The sequence below is a fragment of the Terrabacter sp. Soil810 genome, assembly GCF_001429645.1.
Lineage (GTDB): Bacteria > Actinomycetota > Actinomycetes > Actinomycetales > Dermatophilaceae > Terrabacter.
Window position 1 is genome coordinate 190,843 of the sequence record NZ_LMSW01000001.1, and the last position, 20,184, is coordinate 211,026.

Sequence of the window (20,184 nt, forward strand, 5' to 3'; positions counted from 1 at the left end):
CCGTCGAGAGGCCACGTCGCGCCGCCCCCCACCCGTCGAGGGGCCACAAACCGGGCGTATGCCGTGACGTCGCCACCCCGCACACGGCACGCAACGTGGTTGCAACGTTGCCCTGCCTACGGTCACGCCAACCCCTGGGAGGGGCACCACCGAGGATGTTGGGAGATCAACCATGACCGTCTACGCACCGCCCGGCTCGCCCGACTCGCTCGTCACCGTCCTCGACCGCTACGGCCACTTCATCGGCGGCAACTGGGTCGACCCGAAGAAGGGCCTCTGGTTCGAGAACATCTCGCCGGTCAACGGCAAGCCGTTCTGCGAGGTCGCCCGGGGCACCGAGGAGGACATCGAGGCCGCGCTCGACGCAGCGCACGCCGCCGCCCCCGCCTGGGGCCGCACCAGCCTCGGGGAGCGCTCGCTCATCCTCAACCGGATCGCCGACCGCATCGAGGCCAACCTCGAGGCGCTCGCCGTCGCCGAGACGTGGGAGAACGGCAAGGCCGTCCGTGAGACCCTCGCCGCCGACCTCCCGCTCGCTGTCGACCACTTCCGCTACTTCGCGGGCGTCCTTCGAGGACAAGAGGGTTCGAGCAGCGAGATCGACGAGAACACCGTTGCCTACCACTTCCACGAGCCGCTCGGCGTCGTCGGCCAGATCATCCCCTGGAACTTCCCGATCCTCATGGCCGTGTGGAAGCTCGCGCCGGCCCTCGCTGCCGGCAACTGCGTCGTGCTCAAGCCGGCCGAGCAGACCCCGTGGTCGATCCTCAAGGTGGTCGAGCTCGTCGGGGACCTGCTCCCCCCGGGCGTGCTCAACGTCGTCAACGGCTTCGGCGTCGAGGCCGGCAAGCCGCTCGCCAGCAGCCCGCGCATCGCCAAGATCGCCTTCACCGGCGAGACGACGACGGGCCGCCTCATCATGCAGTACGCCTCGCAGAACATCATCCCCGTCACGCTCGAGCTCGGCGGCAAGAGCCCCAACGTCTTCTTCGAGGACGTCGCGCAGGAGCGGGATGCCTTCTACGACAAGGCTCTCGAGGGTTTCACGATGTTTGCCCTCAACCAGGGCGAGGTCTGCACGTGTCCGTCGCGGGCGCTCGTGCAGGGCTCGATCTACAGCGACTTCGTGCCCGACGCCGTGGCCCGCGTCGAGAAGATCGTGCAGGGCAACCCGCTCGACACCGACACGACGATGGGCGCCCAGGCGAGCAACGACCAGCTCGAGAAGGTCCTGTCCTACATGGACATCGGCAGGCAGGAGGGCGCCAAGATCCTCACCGGCGGTGAGCGCAACGTGCTCGAGGGCGACCTCGCCGAGGGCTACTACGTCGCGCCGACCATCTTCGAGGGCGACAACTCGATGCGGATCTTCCAGGAGGAGATCTTCGGCCCGGTCGTCTCGCTCACGAGCTTCGACGACGAGGCCGACGCCCTCTCGATCGCCAACGACACGCTCTACGGCCTCGGCGCCGGGGTGTGGACCCGCGACGGGTCACGCGCGTACCGGATGGGCCGTGGCATCAAGGCCGGTCGCGTCTGGACGAACTGCTACCACCAGTACCCGGCGCACGCCGCGTTCGGTGGCTACAAGCAGTCGGGCATCGGCCGCGAGAACCACAAGATGATGCTCGACCACTACCAGCAGACGAAGAACCTTCTCGTCTCCTACTCGCCCGACGCGCTCGGGTTCTTCTGAGCGGGTCGGCCCCCGTGGCCCACATGCCCCCAGAGACGGTCGCACCCGGTGAGCCAACGGCTTGCCCCAGCCGGGTCGACCTCACCGGTGAGGCGGCGGACCTGCTCCGTCGCCTCACCGGGATCCACGGTCCGCTGATGTTCCACCAGTCGGGTGGCTGCTGCGACGGCAGCTCTCCCATGTGCTTCCCGGCCGGCGACTTCATCACGAGCGAGGCCGACGTGCACCTGGCCGACCTCGCCGTCGACGGGGTCGAAGCACCGGTCGGCTTCTGGATGTCGGTGTCGCAGTACGAGTACTGGAAGCACACGCACCTCACCGTCGACGTCGTGAGGGGTCGCGGGAGCGGCTTCTCCGTCGAGGCGCCCGAGGGCGTGCGGTTCCTCATCCGCTCGCGCCTGCTCACCGCTGAGGAGCTGACCGCCTTCGGCATCACCGCTCGGACCGTGGGCCGGGTCGGCTGAGCCCGACCGGACCGTGGAGGTTCGCACCCCTGTGCGGGGGTGCGAACCTCCACGGTGTCGTATGCCGTCCGCCGCGCCCGCCGTATGCCGTCAGGCAGGCGGCGCGACCGCGGCGCCCGACTGCCCCGACCGCGCCAAGGCGTCGGCGACGAAACCGCTCGCCTTCAGCTCCTCGACGAGCTCGTGCAGGAAGGCGACGGTGTCGGCCGCACGCGTCCGCGTCGTGCCGACGGCCTGCTCGATCTGCATGAACGCCTCGTCGACGACCCTCACGTCGTCACGGCCGGCGGCGAAGGCGGTGACGGGCTCCCGGATGCCGGCGCCGACCTCGAGGCCCTCGGCGGCGAAGACGTCGACGCCCTCGTCGCCGCGCACGACGGTCGCGTGCGCCAGCGTGCGGGTGAGGAAGAGGTCGTAGGCCGAGCCGTGCTTGACCCCGACCCGGACGCCGCCGCGGTCGACGTCGGCGACGGACCGCACGGGGGAGTCGACGGGCACGACGTAGACGCCCTCGATGACGACGTACGGCGCCGTGAAGGCGACCTCGGTCGCCCGCGCCGGGTCGACGGCGAGGAAGCACAGGTCGGCAGCGCCCGACGCCATTGCCTCGAACGACCGGCGCGCCGCGTCGAAGCAGACCAGCTCGACGGGCACGCCGAGCCGCTCCCCGACGGCATACGCGAGGTCGACGGTCACCCCGCTGGGTGCGTCCGGCGTGCCCTGGGCGAGCACGGGGTTGCCGAGGTTGATCGAGGCGCGGAGGACGCCCGTCGGCGCGAGGTCCTGGGCGATGGCGGGCGTCGGGGTCGCAGTCACCCGGTCAGGCTACGGCGTCCTTCCCGCGGGTGGGCTTGCGGTAGAAGGCGATCCCGGGCACGGGACGCTCGGCCTCGATGACGGCGGCATCCGTCACGGAGATGCCCGGTCCGGCGACGACGGCGAAGAAGACCGTCTGTCCCAGCACGACGTCGACCTCGGCGGGCTCTGCCTGGCCGTCCTTGACCATGACGAGGACGCCCTGTCGCTGCTGGCTCTGCCAGGCCCGGATGCCCTTGTCCGAGCTCGAGTCCGGCGCCGAGACGCGCACGACGCCCGTGGCGCCGGAGCCGTGGGCGTCGGCCCACTCGTAGGTCCCGGTGCACGTGAAGGCGTGGGAGTAGCCCGACTCGTTGACGAGGCGGTCGCTCGAGAAGAAGTCCTTCTCGCCCGAGACGGCGAAGGGTCGGGCGTGCGGGTCGGGGCAGTGCCACATGACCATGTCGCCGGCGTTGACGGTCACCTTCTCGACGTCCGGCACGAAGGCCTTGCCCTCGGCCCGCACGGTGACGAGCGTCTGGGCCATCTCGCCGCGCTTGGGTGAGTCACCCTCGACGACGACGACGTACGGGTGGTCCTGGGCCACGGCGGCGGTGCCGGCGTGGCCGATCGCGTAGGCGTAGGTGCCGGGCTTCATGAACCGCTGCCCGTAGCAGTCGGTCTGCCGCAGCGCCCTGCTGTCGAAGTGGTCGCTCATGGTCGTGCCCTCCTCAGGCGCTGATGTCGGCGCTGAGGACGAGCTCGTCCTCAGGCGCGTTGTGCTGGACCTCGGCGCCGATGGCGTCGATGTGGACCGAGACGGCCGGGTCGATCGCCGACGTCGCCGGCAGCACCTCGAACCACTCGGGCTGGTCGTAGATCGGGAAGCGGGTGCCCGAGATGAACGGCGTGATGATCGGCCCGAGCCAGCCGGTGAGCCCGGCGATCCCGATGGCGGCGGTGACGGCGATGGCGAGACCGGCGAGGAACGGGCCGATGAGCGGCACCCAGGCGACGGCCGCCGCGACGGCCAGCCCGATGCCGGCGACGATCGCGGCGGTCCCGGGCCCGAAGGCCAGGCTCGGCACGCCCTGGACGATGCCCTCGACCTTCCACATACCGCCGACGAGCGCGACGGACAGCCCGAGGTCGACCGTGGCCCGCACGAAGTCACCGAACGACACGGGCACCGAGACCGTGGGCCACGTGATGTCGATCCGCGGCGTGCAGACGGTCCCGACGCACGGGATGTCGATGCAGACCTGGGGGATGTGGATCTCGGGGAGGAAGTCGCCGAGGTCGAGCGACAGCGTGGCGCTCGCACTCCAGTCGAGGCGCAGGTCGGCGATCTGGATGGTGCCCGGCGGGATGAGGTCGACGGAGCCGTTGCTCAGGGTGCCGCTTACGGAGTAGCTGACCGCGAAGGGCCCGAGGCTGGACGAGCCGCTCGTCGACTGCGGGCCGAGCCCGGCGACGACGGTGTCGAGGAAGTCGTTGGCCGCGCCCTCGTCGATGGCGGCGATGATCTCGGACATGGAGGTCTCCTAGAGGTTGCCGCGCGCGAGCACGCGGTCGATGTCGATGAGCGGGCCGACCGTCGGGGTCAGGGTGAAGGCGCCGACGCGCAGCGCGGAGACGGGGATGCGAATCGTCGTGAGGACGCCGCGGAGCATCTGGCCGATGAGGCACTCGAGCACCGACTCGAGGTCGTCCGGCGAGACGTCGACGAGCTCGACGGCGTCGACGGCGAAGCCGAGGGCCGGCTGCCCGTCGAGCGTCGTCCCGACGAGGTGCCCCACGGCATACAGCTCGATGGCCGTGCACACGGGGTTCTGCGCCTTGCCCGGCTTGTCGTCCCAGCGCGGGTCGTCCGGCTCGTTCGGGTGGTCCCCGCCGTGGTCCCCGTGCGGGTCGTGCGGGTCGTCCTTCGGGTCGTGCCGGTCCTTGGGGCAGTCGACGCAGATCTGCACCTTCGTCGACACGCTGAACTGCCCCGGCCCGAGCGTGAGCTGGGGCGGCAGCGGCGCGTCCTCGTCGAAGAGGTCGAGGTGGGGCACCGAGAAGCGCACGTGCCACTGGATGCCGCCGGTGCCCGGGAAGAGGATCGGCGGCATCTGGGTGTCGCCCACGTCGGAGACCGGCACGAAGGCCGGAGACCCGTACGACAGCAGGTGTGGTCTGGCGGTGCACAGCGCCGTCACGAGGTCGTTGAGGGCCGTCTCCTCCACGGAGACGAAGACCTCGGAGGTGTCGGTCAGGCTCATGGGTTCCCCCCGGTGCTCGGGCCGGCTGCGGTGCGTCGGCTGCAGGAAGTCAGTGGTGTGCGCGCGACCCGCTGATACACGCCGACGTCGCCGGACGGCATACGCAAAAGGCCCCCTCCGCGGGTGCGGAGAGGGCCTTCGACAGCGAGCGGGCGTATGCCGTCCGGCGCGGTCAGGCGACCGGTGCGGGCTCCGGGTCGGGCTGGGGCTCAGGCGTTTCCGCCTCGGCGGGCTCGCCGCCACCGTCGCCGCGGCGCACGGCCGCGAGGAGCATCTGGGCGACGTCCACGACCTCGACGGCGTCGGTGGCCTTGCCGTCCTGGATCGCGGCGTTGAGGCCGTCGGAGAGCATCACCTTGCAGAAGGGGCAGCCGACGGCGATGCGCTCGGCGCCCGTCGCGAGGGCCTCCTCGGTGCGGTTGTTGTTGATGCGCGTGCCGAGCTTCTCCTCCATCCACATGCGCGCGCCACCGGCGCCGCAGCAGAAGGACTTCTCCTTGCTGCGCTCCATCTCGGCGTACTCGACGCCGGGCAGGATCTGGAGCAGCTCGCGCGGCGGTGCGTAGACCTGGTTGTGACGACCGAGGTAGCAGGGGTCGTGGTAGGTGACCTTGGCGCCGGTCGACGCCGCTCCAGTGAGGGTGCCGGTCGCCACCGCGTCACCCGGACGCGCGACGGGGGTCAGGCGCTTCTCGCGGACGAGCCGGTTGAGCAGCTGTGTGTGGTGCAGCACCTCGTACTGCCCGCCGAGCTGGGGGTACTCGTTCTTGATGGTGTTGAAGCAGTGCGCGCAGGTGACGACGATCTTCGTCGCGCCCACCTCGTTGAGGGTCTCGACGTTCTGCTGGGCGAGCATCTGGAAGAGGAACTCGTTGCCGGCGCGGCGGGCCGAGTCGCCGGTGCAGGCCTCGCCGTCACCGAGGACGGCGAAGGAGACGCCGGCGGTGTCGAGCAGCTCCGCGACGGCGCGCGTCGTCTTCTTGGCACGGTCCTCGTAGGCCCCGGCGCAGCCGACCCAGAAGAGGTAGTCGACCTCGGAGAGGTCCTCGACGTCCTGGCCGACCTGCTTGACCTCGAAGGGGAGGTCCTTGGCCCAGTCCATCCGCAGCCGCGGCGCGAGGCCCCAGGGGTTGGAGTTCTTCTCGAGGTTCTTGAAGAGGCCGTTGAGCTCGGCGGGGAAGGCCGACTCGATGAGGTTCTTGTAGCGGCGCAGGTCGACGATGGCGTCGACGTGCTCGATGTCGACGGGGCACTGCTCGACGCAGGCGCCGCACGTCGTGCACGACCAGAGGACGTCCTCGTCGATGACGGCGTCGGGTCCGTGCGGGTTGTAGGCCGTGAGCGGGTGCCGGATGTCGTAGCCGGTCTCGCCGACGAGCTGCTCGGTGGCCACGGCGCCCTTCGTGGCGTCGCTGAAGCCCTCGGCCGACTTGATGCCTCCGGCGCGGACCTCCTCGGAGGCGAGCAGCCACGGGGACTTGGCGTACGCGTGGTCGCGCAGCGTCATGACGAGCAGCTTGGGGGAGAGCGGCTTGTCGGTGTTCCAGGCGGGGCACTGGCTCTGGCAGCGGCCGCACTCGGTGCACGTCGTGAAGTCGAGCAGGCCCTTCCACGTGAAGTCCTCGACCTTGCCGACCCCGAGCGCCGCGTCCTCGTCGAGGTCGTCGACGTTCTCGAAGTCGAGCACCTCGCCGCCGACGCGGATCGGCTGGAGCTCGCCGAGGCTGGTGCGGCCGTCGGCGTGGCGCTTGAAGAAGATGTTGAAGAAGGCGAGGAAGCGGTGCCAGGCGACGCCCATCGTGGGCTGGAGCGCGATGGTGATCATCCACGCGAACGAGATGAGGATCTTGATCGCGGCGATGACGACGATGAGGTTCTCGATGGCGCCGACCGACAGGCCGGTGAAGAAGTTGCCGATCCAGCCCGTCAGGGGGAAGTGCAGGGCGTTGTCCATGCCGGTGCCGGTCTTGCGAGCCAGGGTCCACTCGAGCGCGCGGAGCAGGCCGATGCACAGGGTGACGCCGAGGATCGTCAGCTCGACGTAGTAGGCCTGCCACCAGGTCGAGCCGAAGAAGCGGCTGCGGCGCCCGTCCTCGCCGGCGGCCGAGCGCGGGTGGTTCTTCTGCCGGATCGCCATGAGCAGCAGGATGCTGAGGAAGCCCGCGAAGGCGAAGAAGTCGGTGACCCACTCGTAGGGGAAGAAGTGGCCGATGACCGGCAGCACGAACGCCGGCTGGAAGAGCTGGCCGAACGCGTTGAGCAGGGTGAAGAAGAGGACGCCGAAGCTGACCATCGTGAACCAGTGCGCGACGGCGACGACCGGCAGGCGGGACATGCGCGTGTGACCGAGGAACTCGCGCAGCAGGGTGCGGGTGCGGGCTCCCTTGTCGTCACCGCGGTCCTCGGGCTGGCCGAGCCGGAAGGTCGCGAGGAAGAGGTTGACCGTCTTGACGAGCAGGGCGACGGCGACGGCGGTCACGCCGAGGCAGACGACGACGGCGACGATCTGGAGCGCACTCATGCCGGGGAGTCTACTGACGAGTTAGCAAGCGCTTAGCGATTGTGACGGCCGTCGCGGCGTGACGCTCGTCCCCTTCGTCCCCGGCCACACGGCATACGCCCTCGGGGTGTCCTATGCCGTCCAGCACGCCCCGGAGGACCGCCCGGATCATGGGCGACCCCTTGGCAACAGATAACAACGTGTTGGAATATGCATAACGAGAACTCGGTTGTCGCAGACAATCGAGGCGACAGACGTCCCACCGCACCCGGCCGAAAGGGCTCCAGCAATGCCGATCTACGACGACGTGACCAAGCTGATCGGCAACACGCCGCTCGTGCGCCTCAACAAGGTCACCGACGGGGCGCAGGCGACCGTCGCCGCGAAGCTCGAGTTCTACAACCCCGCCAGCTCGGTCAAGGACCGCATCGGCGTCGCGATCGTCGACGCGGCCGAGGCGAGCGGTCAGCTCGAGCCCGGCGGCACCATCGTCGAGGCCACCTCGGGCAACACCGGCATCGCGCTCGCCATGGTCGGCGCGGCCCGCGGCTACAAGGTCGTCCTGACGATGCCCGAGTCGATGAGCAAGGAGCGCCGCGCGCTGCTGCGGGCCTTCGGCGCCGAGCTCGTCCTCACCGACCCGTCGACCGGCATGAAGGGCGCGGTCGCCAAGGCCGACGAGATCGTCGCCGAGCGCGGCGGCGTGCTCGCCCGCCAGTTCGCCAACGAGGCCAACCCCGAGATCCACCGCAAGACCACCGCGGAGGAGATCTGGAAGGACACCGACGGCGAGGTCGACATCGTCGTCGCCGGCATCGGCACGGGCGGCACCATCACGGGCGTCGGCCAGGTCCTCAAGGCACGCAAGCCGAGCATCCAGATCATCGCCGTCGAGCCCGAGGAGTCCCCGATCCTCAACGGCGGCCAGCCCGGTCCGCACAAGATCCAGGGCATCGGCGCCAACTTCGTCCCCGAGATCCTCGACACCGAGGTCTACGACGAGGTCATCGACGTCAACGCCGAGACCTCCGTGAAGTGGGCCCGCCGTGCCGCGACCGAGGAGGGCCTGCTCGTCGGGTTGTCGTCGGGCGCCGCCATCGCCGCCGCCGTGCAGGTCGCCCAGCGGCCCGAGAACGCCGGCAAGACGATCGTCGTCATCATCCCCTCGTTCGGCGAGCGCTACCTGTCCACGATCCTCTTCGAGGGCCTCGTCGACTGACGTCCCTCCGATCGCCCGCCCCACCTGCATCGCCACCAAGGAGTTGTGCATGAGCACCGCACCACAGATCGACCACGGGCCCCGGCCGGCCGAGACGCCGCTGACGCTCGTGCGCGGTGACCGCGCGGCCGAGGTGGTCAGGGTGGCCGGGGAGCCGGCGGCGACTGCGTCCTCCCACGCAGCCGCCGTCGTCCCCGGCGAGCGGTCGTATGCCGGCCCGCTCGGCTTCGCGCGCAAGGTCGCCGAGCGCGCCCGCGAGGACGTCGACGGCGCGATCGAGCGCGACCCCGCGGCCAACTCCCGGCTCGAGGTGGTGCTGACGTCGCCAGGCCTGCACGCCATCTGGGCGCACCGCGGACTGCACGAGCTGTGGAAGCGTCCGGGTGGGCGGTTGCCGGCGCGGGTGCTCGCCACGGTGGCGCGCTCGGTCACGGGCGTCGAGATCCACCCGGCGGCCCGGCTCGGACGGCGGTTCTTCATCGACCACGGCATGGGAGTCGTCATCGGCGAGACGGCCGAGGTCGGCGACGACGTCATGCTCTACCACGGCGTCACGCTGGGTGGCCGGTCGATGGAGCACGTCAAGCGCCACCCCACCGTCGGCAGCCGCGTCACGATCGGCGCCGGCGCCCGTGTGCTCGGCCCGATCCGCATCGGTGACGACGTCCAGATCGGCGCGAACTCCGTCGTGGTCAAGGACGTCCCGGCCGGTGCGGTCGCGACCGGTATCCCGGCGGTCGTCCGCTTCCCGAAGCGCGACGCCGCCAACCAGTGGCTCGACCCGGCGATGTACATCTGAGCCTCCGGCTCAGCCGTCATGACGCGCACGGTAGGGCGAGGGTCTTCGCCGTGCGGCCAGAGCCGATCGGTGGTCTGCTGACGTCCGACAGGTGTCGGCGAGCGTGGGCTCGCCCGGACGTCAGGGGAGCTCGGATGCGCAGGTATCTCGTCGCGGCAGCGGTGCTGGCGGTTCTGGTCTGGTCCGTCGTCTCGAGCGGTGGCCCGCGGCTCGCGGCCGGTGACGGCGACCTCGAGCCGTCGTTCGGCTTCGGTGCGGCCGTGTCGTCCGCCGACGAGACACGGAACGTCTTCGTCACGCCGCTGTGCCTGACCGGTGGACGGGGCGCGACCATCAGCGACGTCCGGTTGGTCGAGCCGCACGGTCTGGTCGTCCGGGACTTCGGGCTGCGGGTCTACCCGACGGCGGCGCCCGTCACGGTCGACCCCGGGACCGGAGTCCTCGCGTCGGCGGCCTTCGTGCGATCGCCCGTGACGTCTGCCTGCGGCGGGGCCGACCAGTCCATGCTCGCGGTGACCCTCCAGGTCATGGGCGCCGAGCGCAGCTGGTCTCGTGGCCTCGTCGTCGCCTACGTCATCGACGGCCGGCCGGAAAGCATGGTCATGCCGCATGTCGAACTCGCGATGTGCGTCCAGGAGACGGCCGAGGCGACCTGCCAGCCTCCGGAGCAGGACGATTCGGACGGGTGAGCCGGCCGCGGATAGACTTCCGCGGACACTGGAGGGCTCGCATAGTGGCCGAGTGCGGCGGTCTTGAAAACCGCTATGGGTTCATAGCCCATCGTGGGTTCGAATCCCACGCCCTCCGCAAACTGCTCCGTCGGTGCGGAGCGCCTTCGGATCAGCTGCGGAGGCGTGAGATGAAGGGGAGCGCTGGGCCCAGGCGAGGAACGAGCCCGGTACCAGCGCGGCGTCCCACGCCCTCCGCGCTCGCACGCCGGTATCAGCGCTTGGCCATGCCCTCCGCCACGGGTGCATCCAGATCGCGCGGCTGATCGCGCGCCTGGTGTGGCCGGGACGCACCTGTCGCACGTCCTCCAGCCCGATCTCACGCCCGAACGGCGCCGCGCGCAGCGCCTCGACCCGGATCCGGGCATGAAAAAAGGGCCTCCGGAGATCCGGAGTCCCTTTTGTCTCATGCGCCGGCTCGACGGTGAGCTCGGCGGTGCACGCGCACTCTCAGAGCAGGCCGAGCCTCTCCTCGTAGGTCGTGCTGGAGTTGTACTGACCGACCGGCATGGACGTGGACGGACGGTTCATGGCCGCGAAGAACGACACGATGTACGACATCTCTGTATTCAGTTTCCTTGATGGCAGAACCCTCGCCGACGCGTCGTCGAGAGGGCTCGGTGGTCGATCGTCATTGCGGGACGATCAGGACCGGCAGACCACCCGCGACCCGGCCGGGAGCGTGGCCGGGCCGTGGGCGATGTCTGCTCCACAATGGTAACAGTTCCGCAACCATGCCCAGTCCACTCGTTGACCTTTGTGGATCCTCGTGAGATACGACAGTGTGACCAGAGATTCCGGCTCGGATCCCGCGCCCGACACCGCCGAGATCCTGAGCCGGCTGGCCCCGCTCCAGCTCCCCGAGGCGAGCCCTCTCGTCCTGCGTGGCCGGCGCTTCGACGCGGCCGCGCCCGCGGTGATGGCGATCGTCAACCGGACCCGTGACTCCTTCTTCAGCGGCAACCGGCACGCCGACCTCGAGTCCGCCAAGGCTGCCCTCGTCGAGGCCGTCGAGCTCGGCGCCGACCTCGTCGACGTCGGCGGTGTGCGTGCCGGTCAGGAGGGCGAGGTGGTCGACGCCGACGAGGAGATCCGACGCGTCGTCCCGTTCCTGCAGTGGGCGCGCACCGAGCACCCGGACGTGCTGCTGAGCCTCGACACCTGGCGGTCGGAGGTCGCCCGTGAGGCGGCCGGTGCCGTCGACCTCGTCAACGACACGTGGGCGGGTCACGACCGGGACCTGGTTAACGTCGCGTCGGACGTCGGCGCCGGCTACGTCATCTCACATACCGGCGGCCTTCCGCCCCGGACCGATCCGGTCGACGTGACCTATGGTGACGACCCCCTCGACGTCGTGCGCGACGTCGTGCGCACCCTGGCCGACGGTGCCCGCGCGGCCGAGCAGGCCGGCATACCTCGTGAGCGCATCCTCGTCGACCCGACGCTCGACTTCGGCAAGACCACTGCGCACTCGCTCGAGGTGCTGCGGCACACGGCTGACGTCGTTGCCCTGAACTACCCTGTGCTGCAGGCGATGTCGCGCAAGGACTTCGTCGGGGAGACCCTCGACCTGCCCGCCGATGAACGCCTCGAGGGGTCGCTCGCAGCCACGGCTGTCGCGGCGTGGCTCGGTGCCACCGTCTTCCGTGCCCATGACGTCCGGGCCACGCGACGGGTCCTCGACATGGTGGCCACGATCCGCGGCGACCGGCCACCACGGCTCGCGCTCCGTGGCACGCGCCGTGACGGCATGGCGAACGGTTCCTGAACGGACAAAATACGGTCCGATCCGACGGGCCGACCGGCCGGTATTCTGCTAGGTTCGTCGCGGTTGCAGTTGCAGTTCCTCGCAGTCGAGCAGGTGCCCGTCATCCGCAACGGTGACGGGTTTCTTTTCGGCTTCGGTGGGTTCGCGCCCGTCGAGTGGAGTCAAAGCGGCAGCTTGGGATGCGCGAGGTGCGTTGTCCCACACGCTAAAGAAGGAAGAGTTACCCGTATGGCACAGGGCACCGTCAAGTGGTTCAACGCTGAAAAGGGCTTTGGCTTCATCGCCCAGGACGGCGGCGGCCCCGACGTTTTCGTCCACTACTCGGCCATTCAGTCGAACGGTTACCGTTCGCTGGACGAGGCGCAGCGAGTCGAGTTCGAGGTCACGCAGGGTCCCAAGGGCCCGCAGGCCGACGCAGTTCGCCCGCTCTGATCACTCGAGATCAACAGCAACGAGCGACACCAACCTCAGTCGTTTGTGACAAAGCCCCCGGCCATCGGCCGGGGGCTTTGTTGTGTGTCGGTGGTTCTGGTCCCGCGCCTCAGCAGGTCTCGTACGAGTCGGTGCTCGACGTGGACGGCGTCTTCGTCTTCGTCGGCGTGCTGGTCGGGGAGGAGGTCGAGGACGGCTTCGGCGTCGCCTTCGGGGGCGCGATGCCCTTCTGGACCAGCTCGCGGATGAGGTCGTAGTCGGGATCGTTGGAGTAGACCCCCTGCTTCTGCGTCAGGGCGACGCTCGCGATCTTCGACTTCTGGACGCGCTCGACGAGCTCGACGAAGGCCGGGAGGTTCTGCACCGGGATGTCGGTGTAGATGTTGTCCTTGAGGATGCTCGCGACCTCGGGATACTTGGTGACCATCTGAGCCGGGTTGACCTGCTGGACGATCGCCTGGACGACGCAGCGCTGACGCATCTGGCGGAAGGTGTCGCTGTCGGCGGCGCGGGTGCGGGCGTACCAGAGGGAGTGGTAGCCGTCGAGGTGCTGGCGACCGGGCTCGAAATAGCCCTTGACCCCGACGATGCGGCCGTCGGGGGCGTGCTCGCCGCCGATGGTCAGCTTCGTGCCGTAGCCGCTGCGCTTGACGTTGATGTCGAGGCCACCCATGGCGTCGATGAGCCGCGAGAAGCCCTTGAGGTCGATGACGACCATCTGGTCGACCTCGAGGCCCGTGATCTCCTGGACGGCGCCGCGCAGCTCGACCCGACCGGGCTGGTCGCCGACGGGGTAGGCGCCGGGGTGTGCCTTGGCGTAGTTCTCGGCGTCGACGTAGAGGTTGGTCAGCATGCACTGGCCGGCGCCCTGGTCGCAGGAGCTGTCAGGGGACCCGAACTTGCCCGAGGGGTAGATGGCGCGCAGCGGGCTCTTCGGTGCGAGCGGCGCGTTGAGCAGGTTGCGGGGCATCGAGACGAGGGCGGTGCGGCCGGTCTTGGTGTCGATGCTCGCGAGGATCATCGAGTCGGTGCGGATCCCGATGCGGTCGGCGCCGGCGTCGGAGCCGAGAAGCAGGATGTTGACGCGCGCCTGGTCGGCCCACGGGTCCTCGCCCTCGGAGACCTGGGCGCCGGCCCCCGGTGTCGTGGGGGTCTTGCCGAAGACCTGCGCCACGGTGCTCTGCGTGATCGTGGCGTACTCGGCGACCTTGAACGACGAGCCGGCGACGAGGAAGACCATCAGGGTGGTGAACCCGGCGAGCAGACGCGTGCGGGTGCGGTCGAGCCTCGTGGGGCGGGACTGCACCGCCGTGAGGATGATGGAGCCGCACCAGAGGATGCCGCCGACGACGAAGGCGACGGCGAGGGACTGCAGGACGGTCGGGCGCGCGACGATGGACAGCGCGGTGTTCGTCACACCCGTCTTCATCACGTAGTAGGCGCCGACGCTCAGGCTGACGACGGCGAGCGCGATCAGCAGCCAGCCGAACTTGCGGCTACGGGTCTGGGTCAGGCCTGCTCCGGGGACGACGGTGCCGAGGGCCGTGAGCCCGACGGCGCGACGGAAGCCTGACTTGAGCTCGCGTCGCAGCGCCTCGCGGGTCGGGGGCGCAGCCGGACCTCGCGCGTTCGGGTAGGTCATGGAGTCCTCTCTGCATCGGCCCGTGCGCACGAGCCGATGCACATTGTGCCCTGCCAACCTGATATATGCCGCATCGAGATGGGTAAGGCGCTCGCGGCCGTCCACCCCCGGTTTGGGTCGGGCGCACCCGTGCCGGTAGCCTGTGCTCGCCCGTGCATCCGACGCCGCCTCGGCGGCCTCGTCGCGGGCACGGAGGCGTCGCATAGTGGCCTAGTGCGCCCGCCTGCTAAGCGGGTTGAGGATAAAACCTCTCGCGGGTTCAAATCCCGCCGCCTCCGCCAGCACAAGACAGAAGGACCCCGACACGCTTTTCGTCGGGGTCCTTCTGTCTTGTGCTGGTCGAACGCGTGGGATTTGGGAGGAGTTCAGGAGTCCCCGAGGGACGAGGGGCCTCGTGAACGACGGCTCCCGCCGCCTCCGCTCCAGGTGGGGGGGCGGCCAGAGGTGGCCTTTCGACGGGTTGGGGGCGGCCAGAGGTGGCCTTTCGACGGGTGGGGGGCGGCCGGACGTGGCCTTTCGACGGTTCAGGTGGGGGAGGAGTGGGTCCCGTCCGTGCTCGCGTCGTCGTCGCGGGTCTCGAGGTTCTGGCGCGCGCTGCCCTTCTTCGACAGCGGCACGCCGACCCACAGCGCCAGCCCGAGCACGAGCAGCGCCCCGCCGAACCAGAACGCCGCGGTGTGCGACATCAGCACGTCGAGTACGAGCACGACCCCGCCGATGATGCCCAGCCCCAGCGTGAACAGGCCCACACCCATCAGCCGGTCGGTGTAGGTGACGATGAAGTCCTTGAGCCCGTCTCGGAACAGCGTGCGGTGCAGGGCGACCGGCGCCGTGAAGACGATGACGCTGACGGCGGCGGCCATCAGCGTCACGACGTAGATGTCGCGCTGGAGGTCCGTGAGGGTCGTGAAGCGCTGCTGGAACGGGATCGTCAGCAGGAAGGCGAAAAGGATCTGGACGCCCGCCTGGGCGATGCGCAGCTCCTGCAGCTGCTCGCCGAAGTTGCGATCGATCCGTTCGGCCTCGGTCTCGTCGCGGGTGTACTGGTGTGAGTTGCTCATGGGCCACCTGTACCCCACGGACGGCACCGAAGGACAGGGGACGTGTGCCGCGTGCCGGGCGACACGGCATACGCCCTCGGTCCCGGGCGGGCACGACGACCCGGCGATGACGGAGGGCCCGGCACCGTGAGGTGCCGGGCCCTGCATCACGTCGTCCTCCGCCCGCCGGCCAGCAGGCGGTGGACCGACCTCTCAGTGCTCGCTGACGCGGGCCTTGAGGCCATCGAACTCGGCCCACAGCTCCGCGGGGAGCTGGTCGCCGAACTTGTCGAACCACTCCTGGATGAGGGGCAGCTCCTTCTCCCAGTCGGCCGCGTCGACCCGGATGGCCTTGGCGACCTGCTCGGGCGTCATGTCGAGCCCGTCGATGTCGATGGCGCCCTCGGTCGGCACGAACCCGATCGGGGTCTCCACGGCATCGGCGTCGCCGTCGAGGCGCTCGATGACCCACTTGAGGACGCGGCTGTTCTCGCCGAACCCGGGCCACAGGAACGAGCCGTCCTCCTCGTCGCGACGGAACCAGTTGACGCCGAAGATGCGGGGGAGCTTGGAGGCGTCCGCGCTCTTGCCGATCTCGAGCCAGTGGTTCATGTAGTCGCCGGCGTGGTAGCCGATGAAGGGCAGCATCGCCATCGGGTCGCGGCGCACGACGCCGACGGCGCCGGTCGCGGCTGCGGTGGTCTCCGACGAGAGCGTCGCACCGATGAAGGTGCCGTGCTGCCAGTCGCGCGACTCGTAGACGAGCGGCACGGTCGTCTTGCGGCGGCCGCCGAAGAGGATCGCGTCGATCGGGACGCCGTCGGGGTTGTCGTACTCCGGGGCGATCATCGGGCACTGCGAGGCGGGGGTGCAGAAGCGGCTGTTCGGGTGGCTCGAGAGCGTCCCCGCCTTGCCGTCCTCGGGCGTCCAGTCATTGCCGTGCCAGTCGATGAGGTGGGCCGGTGCCTCGTCGGTCATGCCCTCCCACCACACGTCGCCGTCGTCGGTCAGGGCGACGTTGGTGAAGACCGAGTTGCCCTTCTCGATGGTGGCCATCGCGTTGGGGTTGGTCGACTCGCCCGTGCCGGGGGCGACGCCGAAGAGCCCGAACTCCGGGTTGACGGCGTAGAGCCGACCGTCCTCACCGAAGCGCATCCAGGCGATGTCGTCGCCGACCATCTCGGCCTTCCAGCCGGGGATGGTGGGCGTGATCATCGCGAGGTTCGTCTTGCCACAGGCCGACGGGAAGGCCGCCGCGATGTAGTGGACGGACCCCTTGGGCGAGGTGAGCTTGAGGATGAGCATGTGCTCGGCCATCCAGCCCTCGTCGCGGGCGATCGCCGAGGCGATGCGCAGCGAGTAGCACTTCTTGCCGAGCAGGGCGTTGCCGCCGTAGCCGGAGCCGTAGCTCCAGATCGTGCGCTCCTCGGGGAAGTGGACGATGTACTTCGTGTCGGAGCACGGCCACTGCACGTCGGCCTGGCCCTCGGCGAGCGGCGCACCGACCGAGTGGAGGGCGGGGACGTAGTCGGCGTTCGTCTCCTCGATCTTGTGGAGCACCTTGTCGCCGCAGCGGGCCATGACGAGCATCGAGACGACGACGTAGGCGGAGTCGGTGATCTCGACACCGAACATCGGGACCTTGGCGTCGAGGTGACCCATGACGAACGGGATGACGTACATGGTGCGGCCGTGCATGCTGCCGCGGTACAGCTCGGTCATCCGAGCCTTCATCTCGTCGGGTGCCATCCAGTTGTTGGTAGGCCCGGAGTCCTTCTCGTCGACGGAGCAGATGTAGGTCTGCCCCTCGACGCGCGCGACGTCGCTGGGGTCGGAGGCGCAGTAGAAGGAGTTCGGCTTCTTGCTCTCGTTGAGCCGGACGAACGTGCCGGCCTCGACGAGCTGGTCGGTCAGCTCCGTCCACTCCTCGGGGGAGCCGGTGATCCAGCGGATGTCGCGCGGCTGCGTCAGCTCGGCGACCTGCTCGACCCATGCGGACAGTCCCGCGTGCGTCGTGTGTGTCTGTTTTTCGTGGGTCGTAGTCAACTCGGGGCCCATCCCTTCGCGCGCGGTGCCGCCCGGCACCACGTCGTGCCGGTGTGAAGCTGTCCGTCACGTGGATCCTGGGCGAGCCCGGATCGGGCTGCAGGTGTCCACATGCTGAACAGATGACGTGATGACTTCAAGGTACGCGCAGCCACGGGCGCCGTTGACCGCATGCGGGCGCGGGGTCGGTGAGACGCCTCACATGGCCTCGTCGCCGCAAGAAAAAGGACGACCTGTTGTCGGTTTCTTGCAGGAATTTCAGTACTCCCCGGTACCCCGCAGGGCTGGATCGCAGGCTCCTGCGGAGACCGTCGCGTATGCCGTCCGCGCGCCTGCATGCGTCGGCACCGGCCGGGTGCCGGGTCGGTGCCGGGTCGGTGTCGGGTCGGTGTCGGGTCGGTGTCGGGCCGGTGCCGGGCGCATGTCGGGCGGTGTGCCCGAGCCTCGGCCTGGGCCGATTTCGTGGATGAGGACCCGAGGCGCTAAGGTAACTTTTCGTTCCTCCGAGTGACGGAACGACGCACCCGTAGCTCAACGGATAGAGCATCTGACTACGGATCAGAAGGTTAGGGGTTCGAATCCCTTCGGGTGCACTCTGTGTTGAGACAGAATACCGGCCCTGACCTGCAGCAATGCAGGTCAGGGCCGTTGTGTTTCAGGACGTTACGTCGTCCTCAGCCATCGCTTACCCATCGGAATCCCCGTACTCGGCGAAGGCGGAGAGCGAGGCTCGCGCGTCCGGTCCCTCGTGAGTTCGGGCTATGTAGTAGTACCGCTCAGTGACTCCGGAAGAGGCGTGTCCCAGCCGGGACGGGGCGGTCAGTGCGTCGAACCCCCTGGAGAGGACCGTGGCGACGGTCTTGCGGACGGTGTGAGGTGACGCCCTTCCACCGCTTGTCGCGCTCTTGGAAGTCGCGCCACTGTCGACTCACGTTCCGGGAGTCCCGAAGCATGCCGGTCGAAGAGGGGAACACCACGTCGTGCGCATTGGGTTGCTGCTCGACGCTTCTCCTCAAGAGCATCTCCACCGCGAAGGCAGGCAGCTTCAGACTGCGTTTGCTTGCGTCGGTCTTCGGATGCGCCTGCAGGACCAGGCCACGGCCTCTCAGCCGCATCACTGGTCGCCATGATGCTGACGGTCGGTACCTCGCTCTTGTCGACTTGACCCCGGGGGACCGCCAAGGCCTCGTTGATTCGGCAGCCCGTCGTAAGCATGAGGCCGACCAGATCGGGCAGTTCGGCCCTCACGGCGGCGTCTTCATTCCGTAGCGCTCGTCGCAGGCTCATTGCGTCGTCAACGGTCAACGCCACCATGTGCTTCTGCGTTGCCGGAGCGGTCGAGAAAGCGGCTCTAGCCAGTCCTCGTTTCGCTCCAGTCCCGTCCTCTACTCGGTATCGCCACGCAACGGTTGGGCCGGGCGGCTCCACGGGTTGCCGAGCGCCCGACCTCCCATGAACTTCCGCGGGATGTGCGTACCCGAGGGCTGGGCAGACGACCCGTTCTGGAGTAGGCGGTTGCCCTGAGGGCCGCACCGGGCGGCGTGGTCAGGAAGGGGGCGCCGGTTGAGACGCTCTACACGTGTGGCCTGTGGCATGACCGGGCGAGCGCAGCCGCCCCTCAACGCGGCTACATGAGCGTGCGGCGGGATCGGGACACGCCTGAGCACCGGCTCCGCCCGGACCGCCGTCCCGCTCACACCCGTTCGACGCGGTCGGCCTGTGGTCCTCGATCGCTCTGTCGCACCTGGTACCGGACCCGATCGCCCTGGTGCAGCTCCTCGGCGCCTCTGAGGACCGACACGTGCACGAACAGGTCCGCGCCTCCGGCGTCCGGGGCGATGAAGCCGAACCCCCGCTCCGCGTCGTAGCGCGCGACCACTCCCTCGCCGCCGCGCGCCGGGACGTCGGATGCCTCCAGGTGTCCCGACCGAGCGCGGGTCGTCGACGCCGCGCGTGCGCCCCGCGGTGTCGAGCTGCGTGCGAGGCGCACCTCGCGCGCCTGCGGGCCCCTCTCGCTCACGACGACGTCGTACGTCACCCGGTCCCCCTCGACCAGCTCGGGGAGCCCGTCGGCCAGCGCCCGGACGTGGACGAAGACATCGGGGCCGCCCGACTCGGGGGTGATGAACCCGAAGCCTTTGCCCGCGTCGTACCAGGACACGGTGCCGTCCGCCCCGTCGGATGCCACGGCCTGCTGGGCGGCATGGGCTCCCAAGGGCAGCACATGGTCAGCCTGCGGTCCCTTCTCCCCGTCGACAAGGAGGAACGCCACCCGCTGCCCCTCCGAGACCACGCCGCCCGCCACGATGGCCGAACTGTGCACGAAGATCTCGGCACCACTGCCATCGGGCGTGATGAAGCCGTACCCCTTGGCCGGCTCGTACCAGGCGACGGTGCCGAGCACGCCCAGCGGTGTATCGGCGGCCTGGTCGGCCGTGACCCGGACTCGGCGCGCCTGCGGGCCGCGGTCCCCCTCGCCGATCTCGAACTCAACCACCTGCCCCTCCCGGAGCAGCTTCATCGCGTCGTCGCTGACGATCTCGGACGCATGCACGTACAGGTCCTCTGCCTCCTGCCCGAGGGCGATGAAGCCAAACCCCCGGTCGGCATCGAACCAGCGGACGGTTCCCTCGGTCACGGCGACTCCTTGTCGAAGCTACGGTCGGTGTTCTCCTAGTGTCCCCGACGGGACTGCGACACGCGCCCGGCGCCAGACGGTGCCCGCACTGCCGTGGCAAGTGCCCGACGGCGACATCCACGACACCCGGCGCCGCGCCGACAGCGGCATAGG

At 69.3% G+C, this 20,184-nt stretch carries 16 protein-coding genes and 3 tRNA genes; 10 read left to right on the forward strand and 9 right to left on the reverse strand.

What is annotated here, in order from left to right; genetic code table 11:
* Positions 1-172 precede the first annotated feature (172 nt).
* Together ASG96_RS00835 and ASG96_RS00840 are read left to right on the forward strand one after the other, a co-directional pair.
* On the forward strand, positions 173-1,696 hold the full coding sequence (locus tag ASG96_RS00835; protein ID WP_057585987.1) for an aldehyde dehydrogenase family protein: 1,524 nt from the start codon (positions 173-175) through the stop codon (positions 1,694-1,696).
* 23 nt (positions 1,697-1,719) lie between these two features.
* On the forward strand, positions 1,720-2,160 hold the full coding sequence (locus ASG96_RS00840; RefSeq protein ID WP_057586694.1) for a DUF779 domain-containing protein: 441 nt from the start codon (positions 1,720-1,722) through the stop codon (positions 2,158-2,160).
* Positions 2,161-2,250: 90 nt separating this feature from the next.
* On the opposite strand, the gene ASG96_RS00845 is transcribed toward ASG96_RS00840, so the two are convergent.
* The 5 genes from ASG96_RS00845 to ASG96_RS00865 form a co-directional block, all read right to left on the reverse strand.
* Positions 2,251-2,976 (reverse strand): transporter substrate-binding domain-containing protein, encoded by a 726-nt coding sequence (locus tag ASG96_RS00845; RefSeq protein ID WP_057585988.1) that lies wholly within the window; start codon positions 2,974-2,976, stop codon positions 2,251-2,253.
* A gap of 4 nt (positions 2,977-2,980) precedes the next feature.
* Complete coding sequence (locus ASG96_RS00850) at positions 2,981-3,673, reverse strand: hypothetical protein (RefSeq protein ID WP_057585991.1); 693 nt, start codon at positions 3,671-3,673, stop codon at positions 2,981-2,983.
* A 13-nt stretch (positions 3,674-3,686) separates the two neighbouring features.
* On the reverse strand, positions 3,687-4,490 hold the full coding sequence (locus tag ASG96_RS00855; protein WP_057585993.1) for a hypothetical protein: 804 nt from the start codon (positions 4,488-4,490) through the stop codon (positions 3,687-3,689).
* A gap of 9 nt (positions 4,491-4,499) precedes the next feature.
* Complete coding sequence (locus ASG96_RS00860) at positions 4,500-5,219, reverse strand: hypothetical protein (RefSeq protein ID WP_057585995.1); 720 nt, start codon at positions 5,217-5,219, stop codon at positions 4,500-4,502.
* 172 nt (positions 5,220-5,391) lie between these two features.
* Positions 5,392-7,740: a (Fe-S)-binding protein gene (locus tag ASG96_RS00865; protein WP_057585998.1), complete on the reverse strand. Its 2,349-nt coding sequence runs from the start codon at positions 7,738-7,740 to the stop codon at positions 5,392-5,394.
* A 268-nt stretch (positions 7,741-8,008) separates the two neighbouring features.
* Here ASG96_RS00865 and cysK point away from each other — a divergent pair, with 268 nt between their 5' ends.
* From cysK to ASG96_RS00895, 6 genes are all read left to right on the forward strand, one after another.
* Positions 8,009-8,938 (forward strand): cysteine synthase A, encoded by a 930-nt coding sequence (cysK, locus tag ASG96_RS00870; RefSeq protein ID WP_056756064.1) that lies wholly within the window; start codon positions 8,009-8,011, stop codon positions 8,936-8,938.
* 49 nt (positions 8,939-8,987) lie between these two features.
* Positions 8,988-9,737, forward strand: coding sequence for a serine O-acetyltransferase (gene cysE / locus ASG96_RS00875; RefSeq protein ID WP_056756069.1), 750 nt, complete (start codon positions 8,988-8,990; stop codon positions 9,735-9,737).
* Between the two features lie 134 nt (positions 9,738-9,871).
* Positions 9,872-10,426: a hypothetical protein gene (locus ASG96_RS00880; RefSeq protein ID WP_057586000.1), complete on the forward strand. Its 555-nt coding sequence runs from the start codon at positions 9,872-9,874 to the stop codon at positions 10,424-10,426.
* A gap of 30 nt (positions 10,427-10,456) precedes the next feature.
* A tRNA-Ser gene (locus ASG96_RS00885) sits at positions 10,457-10,544 on the forward strand.
* 753 nt (positions 10,545-11,297) lie between these two features.
* Positions 11,298-12,233 carry a dihydropteroate synthase gene (folP, locus tag ASG96_RS00890; RefSeq protein ID WP_057586697.1) on the forward strand — a complete coding sequence of 312 codons (936 nt, stop codon included), beginning with the start codon at positions 11,298-11,300 and terminating at the stop codon, positions 12,231-12,233.
* 228 nt (positions 12,234-12,461) lie between these two features.
* Positions 12,462-12,665: a cold-shock protein gene (locus tag ASG96_RS00895; RefSeq protein ID WP_013491183.1), complete on the forward strand. Its 204-nt coding sequence runs from the start codon at positions 12,462-12,464 to the stop codon at positions 12,663-12,665.
* A gap of 109 nt (positions 12,666-12,774) precedes the next feature.
* Here the strand turns inward: ASG96_RS00895 and ASG96_RS00900 are convergent, their stop codons facing one another.
* Complete coding sequence (locus ASG96_RS00900; protein WP_056756075.1) at positions 12,775-14,307, reverse strand: LCP family protein; 1,533 nt, start codon at positions 14,305-14,307, stop codon at positions 12,775-12,777.
* Positions 14,308-14,498: 191 nt separating this feature from the next.
* Between ASG96_RS00900 and ASG96_RS00905 the strand changes: the two genes are divergently transcribed.
* Positions 14,499-14,588, forward strand: a tRNA-Ser gene (locus ASG96_RS00905).
* Between the two features lie 243 nt (positions 14,589-14,831).
* Here the strand turns inward: ASG96_RS00905 and ASG96_RS00910 are convergent.
* Positions 14,832-15,368, reverse strand: coding sequence for a DUF6328 family protein (locus ASG96_RS00910; RefSeq protein ID WP_056756079.1), 537 nt, complete (start codon positions 15,366-15,368; stop codon positions 14,832-14,834).
* A gap of 192 nt (positions 15,369-15,560) precedes the next feature.
* Entirely contained in the window at positions 15,561-17,405 is a 1,845-nt protein-coding gene (locus tag ASG96_RS00915) for a phosphoenolpyruvate carboxykinase (GTP) (RefSeq protein ID WP_056756082.1), read from the reverse strand.
* A 508-nt stretch (positions 17,406-17,913) separates the two neighbouring features.
* On the opposite strand from ASG96_RS00915, the gene ASG96_RS00920 reads away from it, so the two are divergent.
* Positions 17,914-17,986: transfer RNA gene (locus ASG96_RS00920), tRNA-Arg, on the forward strand.
* Between the two features lie 1,100 nt (positions 17,987-19,086).
* Here the strand turns inward: ASG96_RS00920 and ASG96_RS24515 are convergent.
* Complete coding sequence (locus tag ASG96_RS24515) at positions 19,087-20,031, reverse strand: cold-shock protein (RefSeq protein WP_057586002.1); 945 nt, start codon at positions 20,029-20,031, stop codon at positions 19,087-19,089.
* Between the last annotated feature and the right edge of the window lie 153 nt (positions 20,032-20,184).

Bases quoted from the DNA above. Each gene is read 5' to 3' on its own strand.
- ASG96_RS00835 (WP_057585987.1), top strand. From the start codon at position 173: ATGACCGTCTACGCACCGCCCGGCTCGCCCGACTCGCTCGTCACCGTC.
- ASG96_RS00840 (WP_057586694.1), top strand. From the start codon at position 1,720: ATGCCCCCAGAGACGGTCGCACCCGGTGAGCCAACGGCTTGCCCCAGC.
- ASG96_RS00850 (WP_057585991.1), bottom strand. From the start codon at position 3,673: ATGAGCGACCACTTCGACAGCAGGGCGCTGCGGCAGACCGACTGCTAC.
- ASG96_RS00855 (WP_057585993.1), bottom strand. From the start codon at position 4,490: ATGTCCGAGATCATCGCCGCCATCGACGAGGGCGCGGCCAACGACTTC.
- ASG96_RS00860 (WP_057585995.1), bottom strand. From the start codon at position 5,219: ATGAGCCTGACCGACACCTCCGAGGTCTTCGTCTCCGTGGAGGAGACG.
- ASG96_RS00865 (WP_057585998.1), bottom strand. From the start codon at position 7,740: ATGAGTGCGCTCCAGATCGTCGCCGTCGTCGTCTGCCTCGGCGTGACC.
- cysK (WP_056756064.1), top strand. From the start codon at position 8,009: ATGCCGATCTACGACGACGTGACCAAGCTGATCGGCAACACGCCGCTC.
- cysE (WP_056756069.1), top strand. From the start codon at position 8,988: ATGAGCACCGCACCACAGATCGACCACGGGCCCCGGCCGGCCGAGACG.
- ASG96_RS00880 (WP_057586000.1), top strand. From the start codon at position 9,872: ATGCGCAGGTATCTCGTCGCGGCAGCGGTGCTGGCGGTTCTGGTCTGG.
- ASG96_RS00895 (WP_013491183.1), top strand. From the start codon at position 12,462: ATGGCACAGGGCACCGTCAAGTGGTTCAACGCTGAAAAGGGCTTTGGC.
- ASG96_RS00900 (WP_056756075.1), bottom strand. From the start codon at position 14,307: ATGACCTACCCGAACGCGCGAGGTCCGGCTGCGCCCCCGACCCGCGAG.
- ASG96_RS00910 (WP_056756079.1), bottom strand. From the start codon at position 15,368: ATGAGCAACTCACACCAGTACACCCGCGACGAGACCGAGGCCGAACGG.
- ASG96_RS00915 (WP_056756082.1), bottom strand. From the start codon at position 17,405: ATGGGCCCCGAGTTGACTACGACCCACGAAAAACAGACACACACGACG.